Annotated in this window: 11 protein-coding genes; 10 read left to right on the forward strand and 1 reads right to left on the reverse strand. The window is 48.7% G+C overall.

Annotated elements, in window-relative coordinates; genetic code table 11:
* Positions 1–200: 200 nt before the first annotated feature.
* The 8 genes from KWJ01_RS17715 to KWJ01_RS17750 all read left to right on the forward strand — a co-directional run bounded on the left by KWJ01_RS17715 (position 201) and on the right by KWJ01_RS17750 (position 9,734).
* Positions 201–2,738, forward strand: a complete 2,538-nt coding sequence (locus KWJ01_RS17715; RefSeq protein WP_224998238.1) for a DNA translocase FtsK — start codon at positions 201–203, stop codon at positions 2,736–2,738.
* 5 nt (positions 2,739–2,743) lie between these two features.
* On the forward strand, positions 2,744–3,400 hold the full coding sequence (locus KWJ01_RS17720) for an outer membrane lipoprotein carrier protein LolA (protein ID WP_224998239.1): 657 nt from the start codon (positions 2,744–2,746) through the stop codon (positions 3,398–3,400).
* A gap of 186 nt (positions 3,401–3,586) precedes the next feature.
* On the forward strand, positions 3,587–4,417 hold the full coding sequence (gene pyrF, locus KWJ01_RS17725) for an orotidine-5'-phosphate decarboxylase (protein ID WP_224998240.1): 831 nt from the start codon (positions 3,587–3,589) through the stop codon (positions 4,415–4,417).
* On the forward strand, positions 4,417–5,709 hold the full coding sequence (locus tag KWJ01_RS17730) for a DUF2851 family protein (protein ID WP_224998242.1): 1,293 nt from the start codon (positions 4,417–4,419) through the stop codon (positions 5,707–5,709). The genes pyrF and KWJ01_RS17730 overlap by 1 nt, the downstream gene beginning before the upstream one ends.
* On the forward strand, positions 5,690–6,949 hold the full coding sequence (locus KWJ01_RS17735) for a hypothetical protein (protein ID WP_224998244.1): 1,260 nt from the start codon (positions 5,690–5,692) through the stop codon (positions 6,947–6,949). Before KWJ01_RS17730 ends, KWJ01_RS17735 begins: the two co-directional genes overlap by 20 nt.
* A gap of 34 nt (positions 6,950–6,983) precedes the next feature.
* Entirely contained in the window at positions 6,984–7,619 is a 636-nt protein-coding gene (locus KWJ01_RS17740; RefSeq protein ID WP_224998246.1) for an acetyltransferase, read from the forward strand.
* Between the two features lie 247 nt (positions 7,620–7,866).
* Positions 7,867–8,832, forward strand: a complete 966-nt coding sequence (locus tag KWJ01_RS17745) for a rhodanese-related sulfurtransferase (protein ID WP_224998248.1) — start codon at positions 7,867–7,869, stop codon at positions 8,830–8,832.
* A 41-nt stretch (positions 8,833–8,873) separates the two neighbouring features.
* Positions 8,874–9,734 (forward strand): nucleoside phosphorylase, encoded by an 861-nt coding sequence (locus tag KWJ01_RS17750; RefSeq protein ID WP_224998250.1) that lies wholly within the window; start codon positions 8,874–8,876, stop codon positions 9,732–9,734.
* A 98-nt stretch (positions 9,735–9,832) separates the two neighbouring features.
* Here the strand turns inward: KWJ01_RS17750 and KWJ01_RS17755 are convergent, their stop codons facing one another.
* Positions 9,833–11,191, reverse strand: a complete 1,359-nt coding sequence (locus KWJ01_RS17755; protein WP_224998252.1) for a GntP family permease — start codon at positions 11,189–11,191, stop codon at positions 9,833–9,835.
* An 837-nt stretch (positions 11,192–12,028) separates the two neighbouring features.
* On the opposite strand from KWJ01_RS17755, the gene KWJ01_RS17760 reads away from it, so the two are divergent.
* Positions 12,029–15,166, forward strand: coding sequence for a TonB-dependent receptor (locus tag KWJ01_RS17760; RefSeq protein ID WP_224998254.1), 3,138 nt, complete (start codon positions 12,029–12,031; stop codon positions 15,164–15,166).
* Positions 15,167–15,175: 9 nt separating this feature from the next.
* Positions 15,176–16,843, forward strand: a complete 1,668-nt coding sequence (locus tag KWJ01_RS17765) for a RagB/SusD family nutrient uptake outer membrane protein (RefSeq protein WP_224998256.1) — start codon at positions 15,176–15,178, stop codon at positions 16,841–16,843.
* Positions 16,844–16,855 lie beyond the last annotated feature (12 nt).

Raw genomic sequence — 16,855 nt, forward strand, 5'->3', positions numbered from 1 at the left:
ATACAGCAGCAGTCTCTGGAATGAGGCGGCAGTGCTTTTTTAAGTCTTTGTTAAACTGTTACTTAAACTATGGGCAGCCTTTTATAAGAGGGCTAATACGATACAGCCAGAACAGTCTGTAAACAATTAACATGCAGCAATAAAGCGCTTCTTTTCTTCGGCTTTTTAATTACTTTTGTTGTTCTGCAAATCACAGTAGTATGGCCAAGAATATCGTCAAGGGCAATACCTTTAAACAGCCAAAGGAGAAAGAAAAAGCGAGGAGAGCGTGGCGTTGGAAGCTAAACCTTGCGTTTGTGCACGACCGGCGTTTGCAACTGGCTTTCGGTGTATTTTTAATTATTGCCGCTGTTTACCTGTTTACAGCTTTTTTATCCTACCTCTTTACGGGCAGGGCCGATCAGAGCGTGGTAGAAGCGCTGTACGATGATGCTGCCCTGCGTGAATCAGGAGCAGAGGTGGAAAACTGGCTTGGCCTGTTCGGAGCAGTTTTTGGCTACTATTTTATATTCAGATGGTTTGGTATAGGAGCCCTGCTACTGCCACCCCTTTTGTTTCTGCTGGGCTACCAGATCGTTTTCAGGCGACAGCTGCTGCCTTTTGGCGAGGTATTCAAATACAGCTTTTTCTGTGTTTTTTGGGTGGGTACCTTCCTGGGCTACCTCCTGTTCCAGACAGATACCGTAACTTCCTGGGGCTTTCTTAGTGGTGGTATCGGGTATGAGCTGGCCCGCATGTTTCATGATTTTCTCGGTTGGGGTACCATTTTGCTGCTGGCCTTTGCGCTGGTGGTGTTTGCTATCTATACCTTTAACATAACAAATCTTCTCAATTTCTGGAGGGGCAATCCAAATGATGCATCCGCTGCAGCCCCTGAGCCGGAAGAAGAACAGGAGGAGGCATTGGTGGAAGAAGAAGAGGAAGATGGCAGCTGGCCTCCCTCTGCCGACAGTACCCCTGATGAAGACCTTCCTTTTGAGCCCGATCAGAAAGACGAGGAAGAAGAGCTGCGCACCTGGACGGTTAAGCGCCCCTACGAGCAACCAGCAGCTGTGGCAGCAACTGCGCCTGCCGGTCCTGCTTTTGAGGTAGAAGACAGAACTACGCCTGTGCCTGCCCCTGCTGCCAGGGTAGCAAACCCTGCCCCTGTAGCAGACCTCGGCTTTGAGGTGATAGATGATGAAGAAGAGGGCCAGAAGGTGCTGAACCAGGAAAACTACGATCCTACCCTTGACCTGGGCAGCTACCAGTACCCACCGGTAGACCTGCTCAATGAGTATGAGAGTGGTAAGGTAAAGGTAGATGAAGATGAGCTGCGGGCTAACAAAGATAAAATTGTAGAAACCCTTACCAACTTTAAAATTGGTATCAACAGCATTAAAGCCACCATTGGCCCAACGGTTACCCTTTATGAGATTGTACCGGAGCCGGGCGTAAAGATCTCCAAGATCAAAAACCTGGAAGATGATATTGCCCTAAGCCTTGCCGCCCTGGGTATTCGTATTATTGCGCCAATACCAGGCAAAGGCACCATTGGTATAGAAGTGCCGAACAAGAACCGCGAAATGGTATCCATGCACTCCATGATCACTACTGAGAAGTTCATGAAGGGTACCATGGAGCTGCCCATTGCGCTGGGTAAAACCATCTCTAACGAAGCATTTATCACCGACCTTGCCAAAATGCCACACCTGCTGATTGCGGGTGCCACTGGCCAGGGTAAGTCGGTTGGTTTGAACGTGCTGCTGGCATCGCTGCTCTACAAAAAGCACCCCTCGCAGCTTAAGCTGGTGCTGGTAGACCCTAAAAAGGTAGAGCTTACACTGTTTAATAAAATAGAGCGGCACTTCCTGGCCAAGCTGCCAGATACCGAGGAGGCCATTATTACCGATACCAGCAAAGTGGTAAACACCCTTAATTCGCTGTGTATCGAAATGGATAACCGTTACGACCTGCTGAAGGATGCCGGTTGCCGTAACCTGAAGGAATACAACGCCAAGTTTGTGCAGCGCAGGCTTAATCCGGAGAACGGTCATCGCTTCCTGCCCTACATTGTACTGGTAATCGACGAGCTTGCCGACTTAATGATGACGGCCGGTAAAGAGGTGGAAACCCCAATTGCCCGCCTTGCGCAGCTGGCCCGTGCCATTGGTATTCACCTGGTGGTGGCTACGCAGCGTCCGTCGGTAAACGTAATTACAGGTATCATCAAAGCCAACTTCCCGGCGCGTTTATCGTTTAGGGTAACGTCGAAGATCGACTCCCGTACCATTCTGGATACCGGCGGTGCCGAGCAGCTGGTAGGGCATGGTGATATGCTGCTTTCTATGGGTTCTGATATTATTCGTATGCAGTGTGCGTTTGTAGATACCCCGGAGGTAGAGGAAATCTGCGAATACATTGGCGCCCAGCGCGGTTACGAATCTGCTTACCTGCTGCCTGAGTTTTATGGCGAGGGCGAGGAAGCAAAAGCAGGTGATGTTGATCTATCTGACCGTGATGCACTGTTTGATGATGCAGCACGCCTGATTGTGATGCACCAGCAGGGAAGTACCTCGCTTATTCAGCGAAAACTGAAGCTTGGCTATAACCGTGCAGGCCGCCTGATTGACCAGTTAGAGGCAGCCGGCGTGGTTGGCCCCTTTGAAGGAAGCAAGGCCCGTGAAGTTTTAATTCAGGATGAGTACGCTTTGGAACAATTATTGAATAGTATTTCCAACAAGCATACAAAGTATTGATAACAATGAAGAACTTATTAGCTTTTGTACTGATGTGCTTTGTGTCGTTGCTCAGCGCAAATGCGCAGTACGACCAGAAAGCACTAGGAATTTTAGACAAGGCAAGTGAAAAGTATGAGAAACTGAGCGGCTTTAAGGCCGACTTTGTCTATACACTGAACAACGATGCCGTAGGCACCAGTGCCGAAACCAAAGGCGAGATCACTGCAAAAGGAAAGCAATTCCGCTTAAAGATGAATGGCCAGGAGATTATTTCCGACGGCCAGACGGTCTGGACCTACCAGCCCGACACCAAGGAGGTATACATCGATAAGTTTGATAATGTAGTAGGGGAGAATGTTAATCCCTCTAACATACACAACCTCTATCGCAAGGGCTTTAAGTATATGTACAAAGAGGAGATCAAGGTAAATGGCAAACCCCACCACGTGATAGAACTGGTGCCAGAAAAAGCCTCTGATACCAATTATTATAAGATTCAGCTGGTGATCGACAAGCAGGACCTTACCTTCTCCAATTTTACCATCTTTGAGAAAAACGGCAACCGCTACCTGTTCGATATCAAAAATTTCCAGCCCAATACGGCCATCGCCGATGGTACCTTTACCTTTAAAAAGAACCAGTACCCGGGTGTTACAGAAGTAGACATGCGGAATTATTAATTATAGTAGACAATAGGCTTTGGTTAAAGGTTAAAAAAAATCTATTGTTCTTAATCAGGAGGTTATTGATCTGTCTTAGACTATAGGACTAAGGAAAAAGCCACTGTTCATCACGAACGGTGGCTTTTTCTTTAAAAAACCACTTCCAGGCGCCAACAACCAGCAACTAATTACTATTTTTAGGGCATGACCTACCAGGACCTTTTTGAAGCCATACAGGAAAAACGCTCATACCTCTGCGTTGGCCTTGATACCGACCCTGCCAGATTACCAAAGCACCTCCTGAAGCACCCAAACCCGGTGCTTGAGTTTAACAGGCGAATTATAGAGGCTACGGCACCTTACTGTGTTGCCTATAAACCCAATACTGCTTTTTATGAAGCATTAGGAGCAGCAGGCTGGGATACCCTGCGTCAGACCCTGGAAATGATTCCGCGCAGCCACCTTTCTATAGCCGATGCCAAAAGGGGCGACATAGGCAATACTTCCAAAATGTACGCAAAAGCTTTTTTTGAAGATATGCGTGCCGATGCCATCACGGTGGCTCCTTATATGGGTGCCGACAGTGTAATGCCTTTCCTTGATTTTGAAGGTAAATGGGTAGTGCTGCTGGCGCTTACCTCCAACTCGGGCAGCCAGGATTTTCAGGTGCTTAAGGTAGATGAAGAGGAAGAAGAACTTCTTTACGAGCGTGTAATCCGCACCTCCCAGGAGTGGGCAACGCCGGAACAGCTGATGTATGTGGTGGGTGCCACCCAGACCACCGAGCTGGAAAATGTGCGCAGGCTTGCACCAGACCATTTTTTGCTGGTACCCGGGGTTGGTGCCCAGGGCGGCAGCCTGGAGGAGGTATCGAAATGGGGCATGAATAAGAGCTGCGGACTGCTGGTAAATGCCAGCCGGAGCATTTTATATGCCTCTGATGGTGAGGATTTTGCTGAAGCAGCCGCCGCAGAAGCCAGGCGTATGCAGGAACATATGAGTCATTACCTCGATAAGTATTTGCCAAAAGACTGATGCAGGAGGCCTTTATACAGCTGGTGTGGTTATTAGGCTATTTTGATAAAAAGGGCTGGACAACTGCTGCAGGTGAAAAAATAGAGGTCTATAGTCCCGGCAGGTTAAACAAAGACGCCGGCCCCGACTTTAAAGGTGCCCGCCTGAAAATAGGAGCGCTGCAGTGGCATGGCGATGTGGAGCTGCACCTGAAATCGAGTGGCTGGCAACAGCACAACCACCAGCAGGACCCTGCCTATAATGCGGTTGTGCTGCATGTTGTGCTCAGGGATGATGGCGCCGCCGCCATACGGCAGGATGGTACCCAGGTACCGGTGGCTTCCCTGCAGGAGAGGATAAATCCCGGGGTGTATGAGCGTTATGAGCAGCTCCTTAGCAGCCTGCATGCCATTCCCTGCGAGCCGCAAATTGGGCAGGTTTCTTCCCTCACACGCATTTCCATGCTGGACCGTGCGCTTATGCAGCGCCTGGAACGTAAAGCAGGGGAGGTGCTGGGGCTCTTGCAGCAGAACGGAGGCGACTGGGATGAAACTGCATGGCAGCTACTGGCGCGGGGCTTTGGTTTTAAAAAAAATGCAGAACCCTTTTCAGTACTAAGCCGCCGCCTGCCTCATAAAATACTCCTTAAACACTCGGGAAACCTGCAGCAGCTGGAAGCTTTACTCTTTGGCGTAGCAGGCCTGCTGGGGGCCAGCGATATACATCCCTGGGTAATGGGCCTGCAGCGGGAGTGGCAGCTGCTGCAGCATAAATGGAGCATGCAGGAGAAGGTGCTGAACCCGAACCAGTGGCTCTTTTTCCGACTGCGCCCTGCTAACTTTCCCAGCCTGCGCCTTGCACAGCTGGCCGCTTTACTAAAACATCAGCCCCGGCTGTTTTCTTTTTTGCTGCACAGCGGGGCTAAAGAACTTTTAGAGGCACTGCAGGTAGAGCCATCAGCATACTGGAAAACCCATTATCATTTTGGCCGGGAAAGTAAAGAAGCTGTGCATCGTTTGGGGAGCAGCAGTGCAGAAAATTTACTGATCAATGTGGTAGCACCCCTTAAAGTAGCCTATGGACGCTACACCGATCAGCAGCAACCTATCGACGATGCCGTTGCCCTGCTGCAGGCGCTGCCAAAAGAAGATAACCAGGTGATTCGCTACTGGAAAAAGCTGGATATGCCTACAGCCACCGCTGCCGATACACAGGGCCTGCTTGAACTTTTTAATGAATACTGTACTCCCAAAAATTGTCTCCAGTGCAGCATAGGCCTGGCTATTCTCAAAAATGATATTACTCCTGCTTAATCTACTACTGTTATGCCTCGCTAGCTGGGGGCTGTACAGAAGGTGGCGACATACGCCTGTTGCAAGCTTTTTCTGGCCCGGCCTTATTCTGAAAATACTAAGCGGGTGGGCGCTGCTTGCCCTTTACCTTTACTACTATGGCTATGGCGATATATTAGGCTATCATACTGGTGCCAGCGAAATGGCTGCCCTTTTCCGGGAGCAGCCTGCTGAATATTTCTCACAGCTGCGCGGCATGAATTTTTTGTACGTGCCGCATGAATTTCATGGATACGCCCGGGTGCACCATTTAATAAAACTGATCAGCCCTGTGTATATTCTTTCGGGTAGTAATATGTGGGTAGCCTCTGCCTGGTTGTCTTTTCTGTCCTTTGTTGGTCTGTACTGGCTAGCGTTGCGCCTGTCGTATCAGTTTCCCGGAAGTTCCCTGGCCGCAGTAGCAGCCTTTATCTTTTGGCCCTCCATGCTTTTGTGGTCGGGCAGTATTACCAAAGAAGCACTGGTAGTGCCTGGTATTGCGGCACTGGTTGCAGCTACCCTGCCCTACATTACTGGCAAAGGCAGGAGCACCATACTGCAATGGCTCATTGCGCTGTTCGGTGCCTGGATCGTCTGGCGTATAAAATACTATTTTGCACTACCGTTATTTGCACTACTAATCGGAATGGTGCTGGCAGCCTACGCCGCCAGGTTTAAGCTTTCGCGTCCGCTTGTGCTCATCATATCAGTGGCAGGCCTGCTTTTGGCTGGCCTTTTGCTATCGCAGCTACATGCCAATTTGTATCCCGAAAGACTCTTGGGGGTGCTTGTGGAAAATTATAGAGCAATGAGTGATTTGTCTGATGATGACCTGCAACTCCGCTTTCGTGAACTACAGCCAAGTGTGTGGAGTGTGCTGTACTATACCCCCAAAGCTTTGGCAGGCGGATTGCTCATGCCGCTACCATTAGTACCCCTAAAGATTGAGTTGTTGCCCTTGATGGCTGGTGCCGAAAACCTGCTGATCCTGGTGCTGCTGATCGGGGCCTTCTATAAGCTGTACCGGCTGCCCCGGCACAACATACCGCTGCCGGCGCTGGGGCTGGTAGTTTATGTGGTGGTACTGGCAGTGGCCATGGCCATTGCATCACCTAACTTTGGTTCGCTGCTCAGGTACAGAACAGCCTATCTGCCCTTTGCTGTTTTCCTGCTGCTGTACTGGCTGTTTCCCCTCAGGTGGAATCCCGGCAACAGGAGTTGAATGCTTGCACAAATAGCTGTACCTTTGCGGCGCAATGGAAAATCCTGTAATCATATTCGGCACTGGCGGTTTAGGCCGCGCTGCCCTCGAAATATTCGAAAAAAATGGCGTAGCCGTGTATGGCTTTCTCTCTGATGAGAAAGACCAGCATGGCAAGGAGATCGATACCGTTACCGTTCTTGGCAGTACCGACGACGATGGTTTCCTGAAGCTGATCGGCAAAAAGTGCGAAGCCTTTGTTGCTACCGACGACAACCGCCTGCGCAAAAGCCTGGTGAAGATGCTGAAGGAAAAGCGGAAGGTGCAGCCTGCCAATGCTATTCATCCCGATGCCATCATTGCCCAGTCTGCCCATATTGGCTACGGCAATTTTATAAACCAGGGTGTGCGCATTGGTGCCGGTACCGGCGTAGGTAGCCAGTGCCTGCTGCACAGTGGAGCTCTCGTTGACTTCAGCGTTACCATTGGTGACTTTGTGCAGATAGGTGCCGGAGCCGTAATCGGTAGTGGCGTTACCATTGAAGATGGTGCCTTTATCGGCACAGGCGCTATAGTGGTTTCCGGAGTAACGATAGGCAAAGGCTCCCGTATTGGTGCCGGTTCTGTAGTGGTAGCTCCTGTGGAAGCAGGCCAGACAGTTTTCGGTAATCCGGCTGCAGTAATTAAGTGATCAAGAGCACAGTTACAGTTTTATTCCTGTATTGTGGCCCTGTTTACAGCGGGCTTGGGCTGTAAAGGTCAGTACTTTGTAATCGGCTGTGAATTAAAGTACCTCCTGATAAAACTTACCGGGAGGGGCTCGGAAAAATTGCTGGAACATTAGCAGGCGAATGATTTGCCCTCTTTCATTGTTGAAGTTTTGTTAATAATTTTGACTTCTTAATATCTATCCATCCTGCCTGAAACAGGAAAAGGCTATGACAAACGAGAAAAAATACCAGGTTTTGCTCTACTACTGCTATGTAAAAATTGAAGACCCGGAGCAGTACCGGTTTGAGCATCACAAGTTCTGTTTAGAGAATAATCTTAAGGGGCGCATCATCATTGCGCATGAAGGGCTCAATGGCACCGTTAGCGGCTTGCGCGAAGATTGCGAACGCTACATGGCCTATGTAAAAGGCGATCCACGCTTTGCCCACACCGATTTCAAACTGGAGGCACACGAAGATCATGCCTTCCAGAAGCTGCATGTGCGGGTAAAGCCTGAGATCGTACACAGTGGCCTGCAGCACATCGATCCTAATGTGCGTACAGGTGTGCACCTTTCGCCACAGGAGTTTAAGCAAATTAAGAATGCTGATGATGTTGTGATCGTGGATGTGCGCTCTAATTACGAGCACAGCCTCGGACATTTTAAAGGCGCCGTTACCTTTGATATTGAAAACTTCCGCGACTTTCCTGAAAAGGTAAAAGACCTGGAGCAGTTCAAGGGCAAAAAGATTGTAACCTATTGCACCGGCGGTATTAAATGCGAAAAGGCCAGTGCTTACCTGCTGGAGCAGGGCTTCGATAATGTGTACCAGCTGCATGGTGGTATTATCAAATATGGCCTGGAGACCGATGGCGAAGATTTTGAAGGCCGCTGCTATGTGTTCGATGGCCGTGTGGTAACCGACATCAACAAAAAGAACCCAAGCGTAGTGTCTAAATGCTGTGTGTGCGGCAAGCACAGTGCGCGCATGGTAAACTGTGCCAACCCTGTTTGCAACCTGCATGCCCCCATGTGCGAGGAGTGCGGCTGGGAAATGGAAGGTGCCTGTTCGCCGGCCTGCAAGGAACATCCGGAAAAAAGAGCCTATGATGGTACAGGTTATTATGCCAAAGAAATGAATGGCTACGATCCCTACCATGGGCTGAAAAATACCCAGAAACACCTATCTTAGTGCTGCCACCCGCAGCACTTTTTTTGTTCAAACCTTCTGCCATGAATCGTATTCCCAGTTCTGAGCTTGTTCTTAATCCGGATAACAGCGTTTATCACCTTAGCCTGCACCCCGAATCAATAGCCGATACCATTATTACCGTAGGCGATCCGGAGCGGGTAGCCCGCATCAGCAAGTATTTTGATAAAGTTGAGTACACAAAGGTTAAGCGGGAGTTTGTAACCCATACGGGTTATTACAAGGGTAAGCGCCTTACGGTAATGAGTACGGGCATGGGTACCGACAATATCGAAATCCTGATGATGGAGCTGGATGCCCTGGTGAATGTTGATTTGAAAAACAGGGTAGTGAAGGAGGAACACAAATCCCTGAACATCATAAGGCTTGGGACCAGTGGTAGTCTGCAGCCCGATATCCCGGTGGGTGCACAGCTGGTAAGCGATTATGCCGTTGGTCTGGATACCCTGATGTTCTTCTACAACCTGCATAGTACCCCTGATGAGCTTAAACTGCAGGATGCTATTTTCACAGAAGCGCAACTTCCCTTCAAGCCTTATGTAGTACGAGGGTCGCAGCAACTCCTGCAAAAAATTGGCTATGACATGATCAGGGGCAATACTTTAACAAGCCCGGGCTTTTATGCACCACAGGGCAGGCAGTTACGGGCTACACTGCGGATGCCCAATATGGTGGAGGCTCTTAGCCGCTTTAGGTTTGAGGGAGACAACAGGCTTACCAACTTTGAGATGGAAACCGCAGGATACTACGCCATGGGCAAAATTCTGGGGCATGAGGTGCTAAGTGTAAACGCTATCCTGGCTAACCGCATCTCCAACGAATTTTCACAGAACCCCGATGTGGTTGTAGAAGCCCTTATTCATAAAGTGCTGGACAGGGTCTAAGCTTAGATTTCAAAGCTCCTTACCGACCGGGTAAGCCTAGCACCTGAAAAGTTCTGAAACCTGTCCGGTGTGAACGGCTGCTACTTTTCCTCTGGCTACTACACCAGTATGAACCATAACAACATTGTTACAGCAATGGCCGTAACACCCTGTACCAGTGTAGCCATGGTCTGGGCTTTATAGGCATCGGCCACCTTCATGCCGCTGAATTGAGTAACCACCCAAAAATAGCTGTCATTTACATGGCTTATGGCCATTGCGCCTGCACCAATGGCCATTACCACCAGCGCCAGTGGAACAGCCCCGCTTATGCCTGCCTGGGGAAGCATGGGAGATACAAGGGCAGAAGTAATCACAAGGGCTGCAGTGGAAGAACCCTGGGCTGTTTTTAATGCTGCAGCCACTACGAAGGGTATTAGCAGGATCAGCGGACCATTCAATGCACCACCGCTGGCAATATTTTGTATTAGGCCGGCCACAGGCGTAGCCTTGATAACAGCACCAAAAGCTCCGCCGGCACCTGTCAGCAACAGGATGATAGCAGCATCCTGCAGGCCCTCGCCAACCCAGCCTGTAAGGGTTTCCTTGTTCCAGGCCGGCATTAGGGGAAATGCCGAAAACACACCAATAAGCAGGGCTACAACAGGCGAGCCAAGAAATAGCAGCAATTCTGCCGCTGCACCTTCCCACTGCAAATAATTGATAACAGAACCAGTGCCAATGAGCAGGATGGGGAGCAGGATTGGTATAAACGACTTTGCTGTTGATGGGAGAATGCCAAATGCTTTGGTAACCTCGCTATAGCTGGGGCTGCTGCTGTCTTCCCCCTCAATTTTTATTTTAGCAGCAACCCTGGTTGCCCAAAAGTAGCCTGCCAGCATTACTGGTATGGCAACGATAAAACCTATCAGAATGATAGTACCCAGATATTGGCTGGCACCAATGTTACCGGCCGCTGCAATCGGCCCGGGGGTGGGTGGTACCAGGGTGTGGGTTGCATACAGGCCTGTGGCAAGCGCAACAGACATGGAGGCCAGCGATACCTTTGCACGTTGTGCCAGTGCTTTATTCAAGCTCGAAAGAATAATGTAAGCAGAATCGCAGAACACTGGTATGCTTACAATAGCCCCGATCAGCGACATGGCAAGCTGCGGCCTTGATTCCCCAACAACCCTTAAAACTGTTTCTGCCATGCGCAGGGCTGCACCCGATTTGTCCAGGATCTTTCCGATAATGGTGCCGGCAACAATTACAATCCCGATGTAGCTCATCAGGTCTCCGAACCCCTGGTTGATGGCTTGTACCACCTCGTTGAGCGGTAAACCGGCCGCAATGCCTACACCAAAGGCTGCTATCAGCAGGCCCAGGAAGGGGTGAAGTTTAAACTTTGCCGTTGCCAGTACGATGAAACCTACTCCCAGGAGCAGTATCAGGAAAAGAAGGGGCCCTTGTACCATGGTGGTTTGTCTGAAGTATTGATCGAGTCAGTTTAATGTTATTTTTTTCGTGCTCTTTTACCCTGCTGCCACCTCCTCCCTCATTACAACAATATAGTCTGGATCGGGGATACTACATTGCTATTCCGCACCAAACAGGTGGCTTATCATCATCAGTGCCTTTTCCGCTTCATGAAAAGGGAGAAGCTGCTGCAATCGATTCTCTGTAAGTAATTTATTTTTATTAAATTAATAAACTTAGTTAATTAATTGTTGTTAATCCGTTAATCTTAAGTAAAAATTTTACATAAGTTTTGCAGTTAATAAAAAATATTTCCTTATTGAAGCATTAGTTGCAGGGGATAGATGATTCAGTAGATTTTTGATCATCGATATTTTTTCTGCAGATGCCAACAGAAGCGAAAAGAGAGCGACCAGAGTGATGGCAATTTTTAGAGTAAAAGCAAAAATAGACGAGCAGTAAATATTTCTTTCTGACAGAGGGAGCGTGGTAAAACAGTAGGTAGGCGCCGCTGTCATGAGCAGTGGGGTCAGGAAGTTAGACTTAGTAATTGTAAGTGATCAGGAGGTTGCCTGAGTTAGATCCGGAGTACTGCTGCAGCGCAGCTGTACTGATTTTGCGGAAGGCTTAAGGCAGCTCATAAAGTTCCATCTGGGTCTGTGGGCACAAAAGCCCCGGCATAGTGAGATATGCCTGCCAGACTTATTCCAGGTGCTGACTGGCGGTAGCAGTTTAGCCTACCGGTAAAACAGCATCAGCACCCGGAAAGGTGAAATTTTTAAGAACGGCATTTTTTGTGAAAAGGACCAAGTAACCACCAAACGCTCATGTTGCATATGTTTGAACTTTTACTGTTAAAGAACCGGGAAGGCAATCAGTACAGATCCGCTTTTCTGTTGTTGATCCTGCTGGGAATAGCTCCGCAATGGAGCTATGCAGCAGGGGCTAAAGCTACTGTTATCGGGTCGATGGCCTCTGTTATTGTTAATGAGGATAGCCAGCAGGCAGATCTTGTAAGGGGCCAGGTAAATAATGCTGCCGGTGAGCCATTACCAGGCGTTGCCATTCGCCTGAAGGGAACCACTACAGGTACAGTAACCGATATGGATGGCAGGTTTAGCCTGGATGTTGAGGGGGTTGAAGCCCCGGTACTCGTATTATCCTACATAGGGTATAAAGACCAGGAGGTAGCACTGGGCAATCAGCGGGAACTAACCATCTCACTCCAGGAAGATAATGAAGTGCTGGATGAGGTAGTGGTAGTAGGCTACGGCACCCAAAAGAAAGCAAACCTGACAGGTGCAGTATCGCAGGTACAGGCAGAAGCTATAGAAGACAGGCCTGTAACGAATATTAATAATGCCATTCAGGGACTACTACCTGGGGTAACTGTTACTGGTACATCTGGTGTGCCCGGGAATAATGCAGGTACCATCCGAATCAGGGGTATTGGTACCTGGGGAGACGCCCGGCCTTTAGTTGTGATTGATGGTATACCCGGAGGCGATATGGATATACTTAACCCCAATGACATAGCGAGTATATCTGTGCTGAAAGATGCTGCTTCTTCTTCTATTTATGGTGTGAGGGGCGCAAACGGTGTGATTCTGATCACTACGAAGAAAGGAACCGGCAAAACTACTGTTTCTTATAATGGATACTATGGTGTACAAACCCCAACTGCCCTGCCTGAATTTCTGGGTTCGCCTGAATACATGGAACTTCTGAACGAATCCATGATCAATGCAGGGAGGAATCCAACCTACACACAGGAGGATATAGACGTTGCCAGAAGCGGATCTGATCCTAACTATTTTGCCAATACCGACTGGATGGAGGAAATCTATAAAGATTATGCCCCGCAACAAAATCATAATGTTAGTGTAAGTGGAGGTAAAGAAGATTTTAACTACTATCTCTCTTATGGACTTTTGAAAGAAGGTGGTTTGGTTACAGGAGATAATTTCAATGCTACCAGGCACAACATCCGTGTTAAATTAAATACTACCCTGCTGGATCGATTGGAGGTGACTGCTAACATGGGCTACATCGATCGTGACTACACTGGCTCATCTGCAGGTACTGGGGTGATTTACTCTGCGCACTCTATTCTTCCGCTGGTGCCGGTTCGCTTTACGACTGGCGGCTGGGGGTACCTGGGCGGACAGCGTAATCCAGTGGCAATTGCAACAGATGGTGGCACAGATGATTTTGCATCGCAGGAAGTTACCGGTAATTTCAGTGCTACGCTTAACCTGTTCGAAGGATTTAAGCTGCGGGGCCAGTATGGACTGGTCAGGTCTAATTCTAAAAGAACAATTTTCTCGCGCACTGTTAACTACTACAGTCCCGAAGACGGCTCGCTCATCTACAGAAACAACTATCCCAATAAGATCGATACCCGGGATTATACCTCCCTCTACCAAACGTTTATCGCAACTGCTGAATACAGCCGGAATTTTAATGATACCCATGATGTAACACTCCTTTTAGGTGCTTCGCAGGAAGAAACCATCGGAGATAACTTCACCGCAACCAGAACTAATCTTGCTTCGCAGTCTGTAGGCCATCTAAACCTGGGTACTGAAGATCAGCTTAATAGCGGTAGTGCAGATCAAAATGCATTACAATCCCTTTTTGGCAGGATTAATTACGCTTTCAGAAATAAGTACCTGGTCGAGGCAAACTTCAGGTACGATGGTTCTACGCGCTTTGCCGAAGATGTGCGTTGGGAATTGTTCTCATCAGCATCGCTCGGCTGGGCTTTTACAGAAGAAGCATTTTTTGAGGGACTGCGTAATGTAGTTGAATATGGTAAATTCCGCGCCTCCTACGGAACACAGGGTAACGACAGAATAGGCGACTGGGCCTATATGGATATTTTGGGTCCGGTAGGAACCATGCCAATCGGGTATGAAAACACCATTGGCTATCGTCAGACAGTTGTTGCCAATGAGATCCTCACATGGGAATCAGCTATCAAGAAAAATATTGGTGTTGATCTGGCATTCCTGAACAACCGCTTACAACTAACCGCAGATTACTTTATCAATGAAACAGAAAATATTCTGCTCACGCTTCCTTTACCAGATGTATTTGGTGCACCATACCCTGTTCAGAATGCAGGAAAGATAGAAAACAAGGGATGGGAGCTACAACTAGGCTGGAACAACCAGGTAGGCGATTTTCAGTATGGCGCCAGCTTTAACATTTCTGATGTACGAAACCGGGTGGTAGATCTGGGAGGAACAGACCCTACCATTGATGATAGGATAAGAATGGTTGGTCAACCACTGGATGCCTTTTATGGATTAGTGGCAGAGCGCCTTGCTCAGGAAGAGGACTTCTCCTACAATCCCGAGACCGGCAGTTTTGTGGCAGACTTCCCTCATATTGTAAGCGATCCGGTAGCACCGGGAGATATTATTTACAAAGACCTGAATGGCGATGGTGTGGTAACACTCGAAGATGACAGAACTGTTATTGGTAGTCATATACCAAGATACACCTATGGCTTCCGTGGCGATGTTGGCTGGAAGGGTTTTGACCTCAGACTCTTTTTGCAGGGAGTAGGAGAGGTAGATGGCTACCTGTACGGCTCCGCACGCCATGCCTTTATTTCAGAAAGCAGCTTTCCGCAGACTATTCACCTGGATCGCTGGACCCCTGAAAACACAGATGCCAGCTATCCGCGCTTGTCCTATCAGCAGGATTACAACCAGCGCTTATCTACCTACTGGCTGGAAGATGCATCTTATCTAAGAATCAAAAATGTGCAGCTGGGATATACTGTACCGTCACAAATAACAGAAAGGTACCGGATGAGCAACCTGCGTATCTACGTTTCTGCAGACAATGTCTTTACCCAATCAGACTATTTCTACGGCTATGATCCGGAATCGCCGGTAAGCAATGGTAACTTTTATCCACAGGTGAAGACCTTCGTCTTAGGTCTGAATGTCAACTTCAAATAACCATCTCTCATGAAAATAAATATAAAATATAGCCTGCTGGTGTGTGCATTTTTATTAGGCTCCTGTGAAGATGATTTTCTGGACCGGGCACCACTGGATGTGATTACGAATGAAACTTTCTGGGAAACAGAAGAGCACCTGGTACTGGCCGTAAATGCTATTTATGGTAACATCAAAGAAAAGAATACCGTGGACATGGAAAATATGGGAGATAACACCATATGGCCGTCCACAACCTCCTATCAGTTAATTGGCAGTGGAAACTTTGGAAATGATCTGGGTACCCTGAATACAGAATGGGGCACCCAGTATGCAGCAGTACGCCAGGCAAACGCCTTCCTGGAGAACTACGATAAGGCAGATGTTCCCGAAGCCAGAAAAGAACAACTGGCGGCTGAAGTTCGGGTGATCAGGGCTCTTGCCTACAGCTACCTAACTAATTTCTGGGGCGATGTGCCGCTTGTTACCACTACACTTACCGTTGATGAATTATATGGACCTCGTAACCCAAGGGAAGAGGTAGTGGATTTTCTTCTGGAAGATTTAGAGCTGGCAGCACAGCACCTGCCGGCCGAAATTCCAACCGGAGTAGACAGGGGACGCATGAACAAAGCAGCTGCCTTAGGTTTGAAAGCAAGAATTGCCTTGTACAACCAAAGGTGGGAGGTAGCAGAACAGGCTGCAAAAGCAGTGATGGATATGGGTATTTATGAATTGTACAGCAATGGTGATCCCAATACCAGTTATAAAGAGTTGTTCACCTATGCGGGTAACCTCTCGGGTGGTAACAACCGCGAAACTATCATTGCCCGCCTTTCTTTAACCGGCGTAACAGACCACAACCTTAGCCGCGAAATTCAGGTGCCCGATCAGGTAGTACGCTGGAATCCAACAAAGTCTTTAGTAGACAGCTATCTGATGATCGACGGCCTGCCAATAGAAAAATCTCCTCTCTACGATGTAGATACCTATGAGGAAGTGTTTGAGAACCGCGACCCCCGCATGACTCAGACTATTCTGGAGCCTGGTTCTCCCTGGGGTGGTCGCTACGATAGTAGCTTAAGACATTCGGATAATGATGCTTCCAATGATCATCCGGACACATTGTGGGTGCCCAAGTTTCAATCCGACAGAAGAGGGGCTACCACCATTACAGGCTATTATTTCACTAAGTACGTAGAACTTTCTACCGTGCCTGAGGTGGGTCGCGATGTAAACGATATCATCTTGTTGCGCTATGCCGAGATCTTGCTCACTTATGCAGAAGCTCGTTACGAACAGGGGGAGCTTACTCAGGCCGATCTGGATATGACTATTAACCTGCTGCGCGACCGGGTAGGTATGAAACATATGGTGCTTTCGGAGCTGGAGGCTAATGGTCTTGATGTGCGGGAGGAAATCCACCGGGAGCGGCGTGTGGAGCTTGCCCTGGAGGGGCAGCGCTACTTCGATATTATTCGCTGGAGAAAAGGAGAGTTGCTGGCACAGGATGTTAAGGGAACTAATGTAAACTGGCTGCCGGAACATCTTAATTTGTCTGCCCTCCGTACCGACGATGAAGGCTTTATCATTGTCTCTTCCGGCAGAACCTTTGACCCGGGACGTAATTATCTGTGGCCTGTGCCGCTACCACAGGTGCAGCGCAACCCAGAGCTGGGGCAAAACCCGGGCTGGTAGGGCTTTTTTGCT

It is taken from the genome of Cesiribacter sp. SM1, assembly GCF_020178975.1.
Classification (GTDB): Bacteria; Bacteroidota; Bacteroidia; order Cytophagales; family Cyclobacteriaceae; genus Cesiribacter.

Excerpts from the sequence above, each read along its gene's own strand:
- KWJ01_RS17715 (WP_224998238.1), top strand. The coding sequence starts at position 201 with ATGGCCAAGAATATCGTCAAGGGCAATACCTTTAAACAGCCAAAGGAG.
- KWJ01_RS17720 (WP_224998239.1), top strand. The coding sequence starts at position 2,744 with ATGAAGAACTTATTAGCTTTTGTACTGATGTGCTTTGTGTCGTTGCTC.
- pyrF (WP_224998240.1), top strand. The coding sequence starts at position 3,587 with ATGACCTACCAGGACCTTTTTGAAGCCATACAGGAAAAACGCTCATAC.
- KWJ01_RS17730 (WP_224998242.1), top strand. The coding sequence starts at position 4,417 with ATGCAGGAGGCCTTTATACAGCTGGTGTGGTTATTAGGCTATTTTGAT.
- KWJ01_RS17735 (WP_224998244.1), top strand. The coding sequence starts at position 5,690 with ATGATATTACTCCTGCTTAATCTACTACTGTTATGCCTCGCTAGCTGG.
- KWJ01_RS17740 (WP_224998246.1), top strand. The coding sequence starts at position 6,984 with ATGGAAAATCCTGTAATCATATTCGGCACTGGCGGTTTAGGCCGCGCT.
- KWJ01_RS17745 (WP_224998248.1), top strand. The coding sequence starts at position 7,867 with ATGACAAACGAGAAAAAATACCAGGTTTTGCTCTACTACTGCTATGTA.
- KWJ01_RS17750 (WP_224998250.1), top strand. The coding sequence starts at position 8,874 with ATGAATCGTATTCCCAGTTCTGAGCTTGTTCTTAATCCGGATAACAGC.
- KWJ01_RS17755 (WP_224998252.1), bottom strand. The coding sequence starts at position 11,191 with ATGGTACAAGGGCCCCTTCTTTTCCTGATACTGCTCCTGGGAGTAGGT.
- KWJ01_RS17760 (WP_224998254.1), top strand. The coding sequence starts at position 12,029 with ATGTTTGAACTTTTACTGTTAAAGAACCGGGAAGGCAATCAGTACAGA.
- KWJ01_RS17765 (WP_224998256.1), top strand. The coding sequence starts at position 15,176 with ATGAAAATAAATATAAAATATAGCCTGCTGGTGTGTGCATTTTTATTA.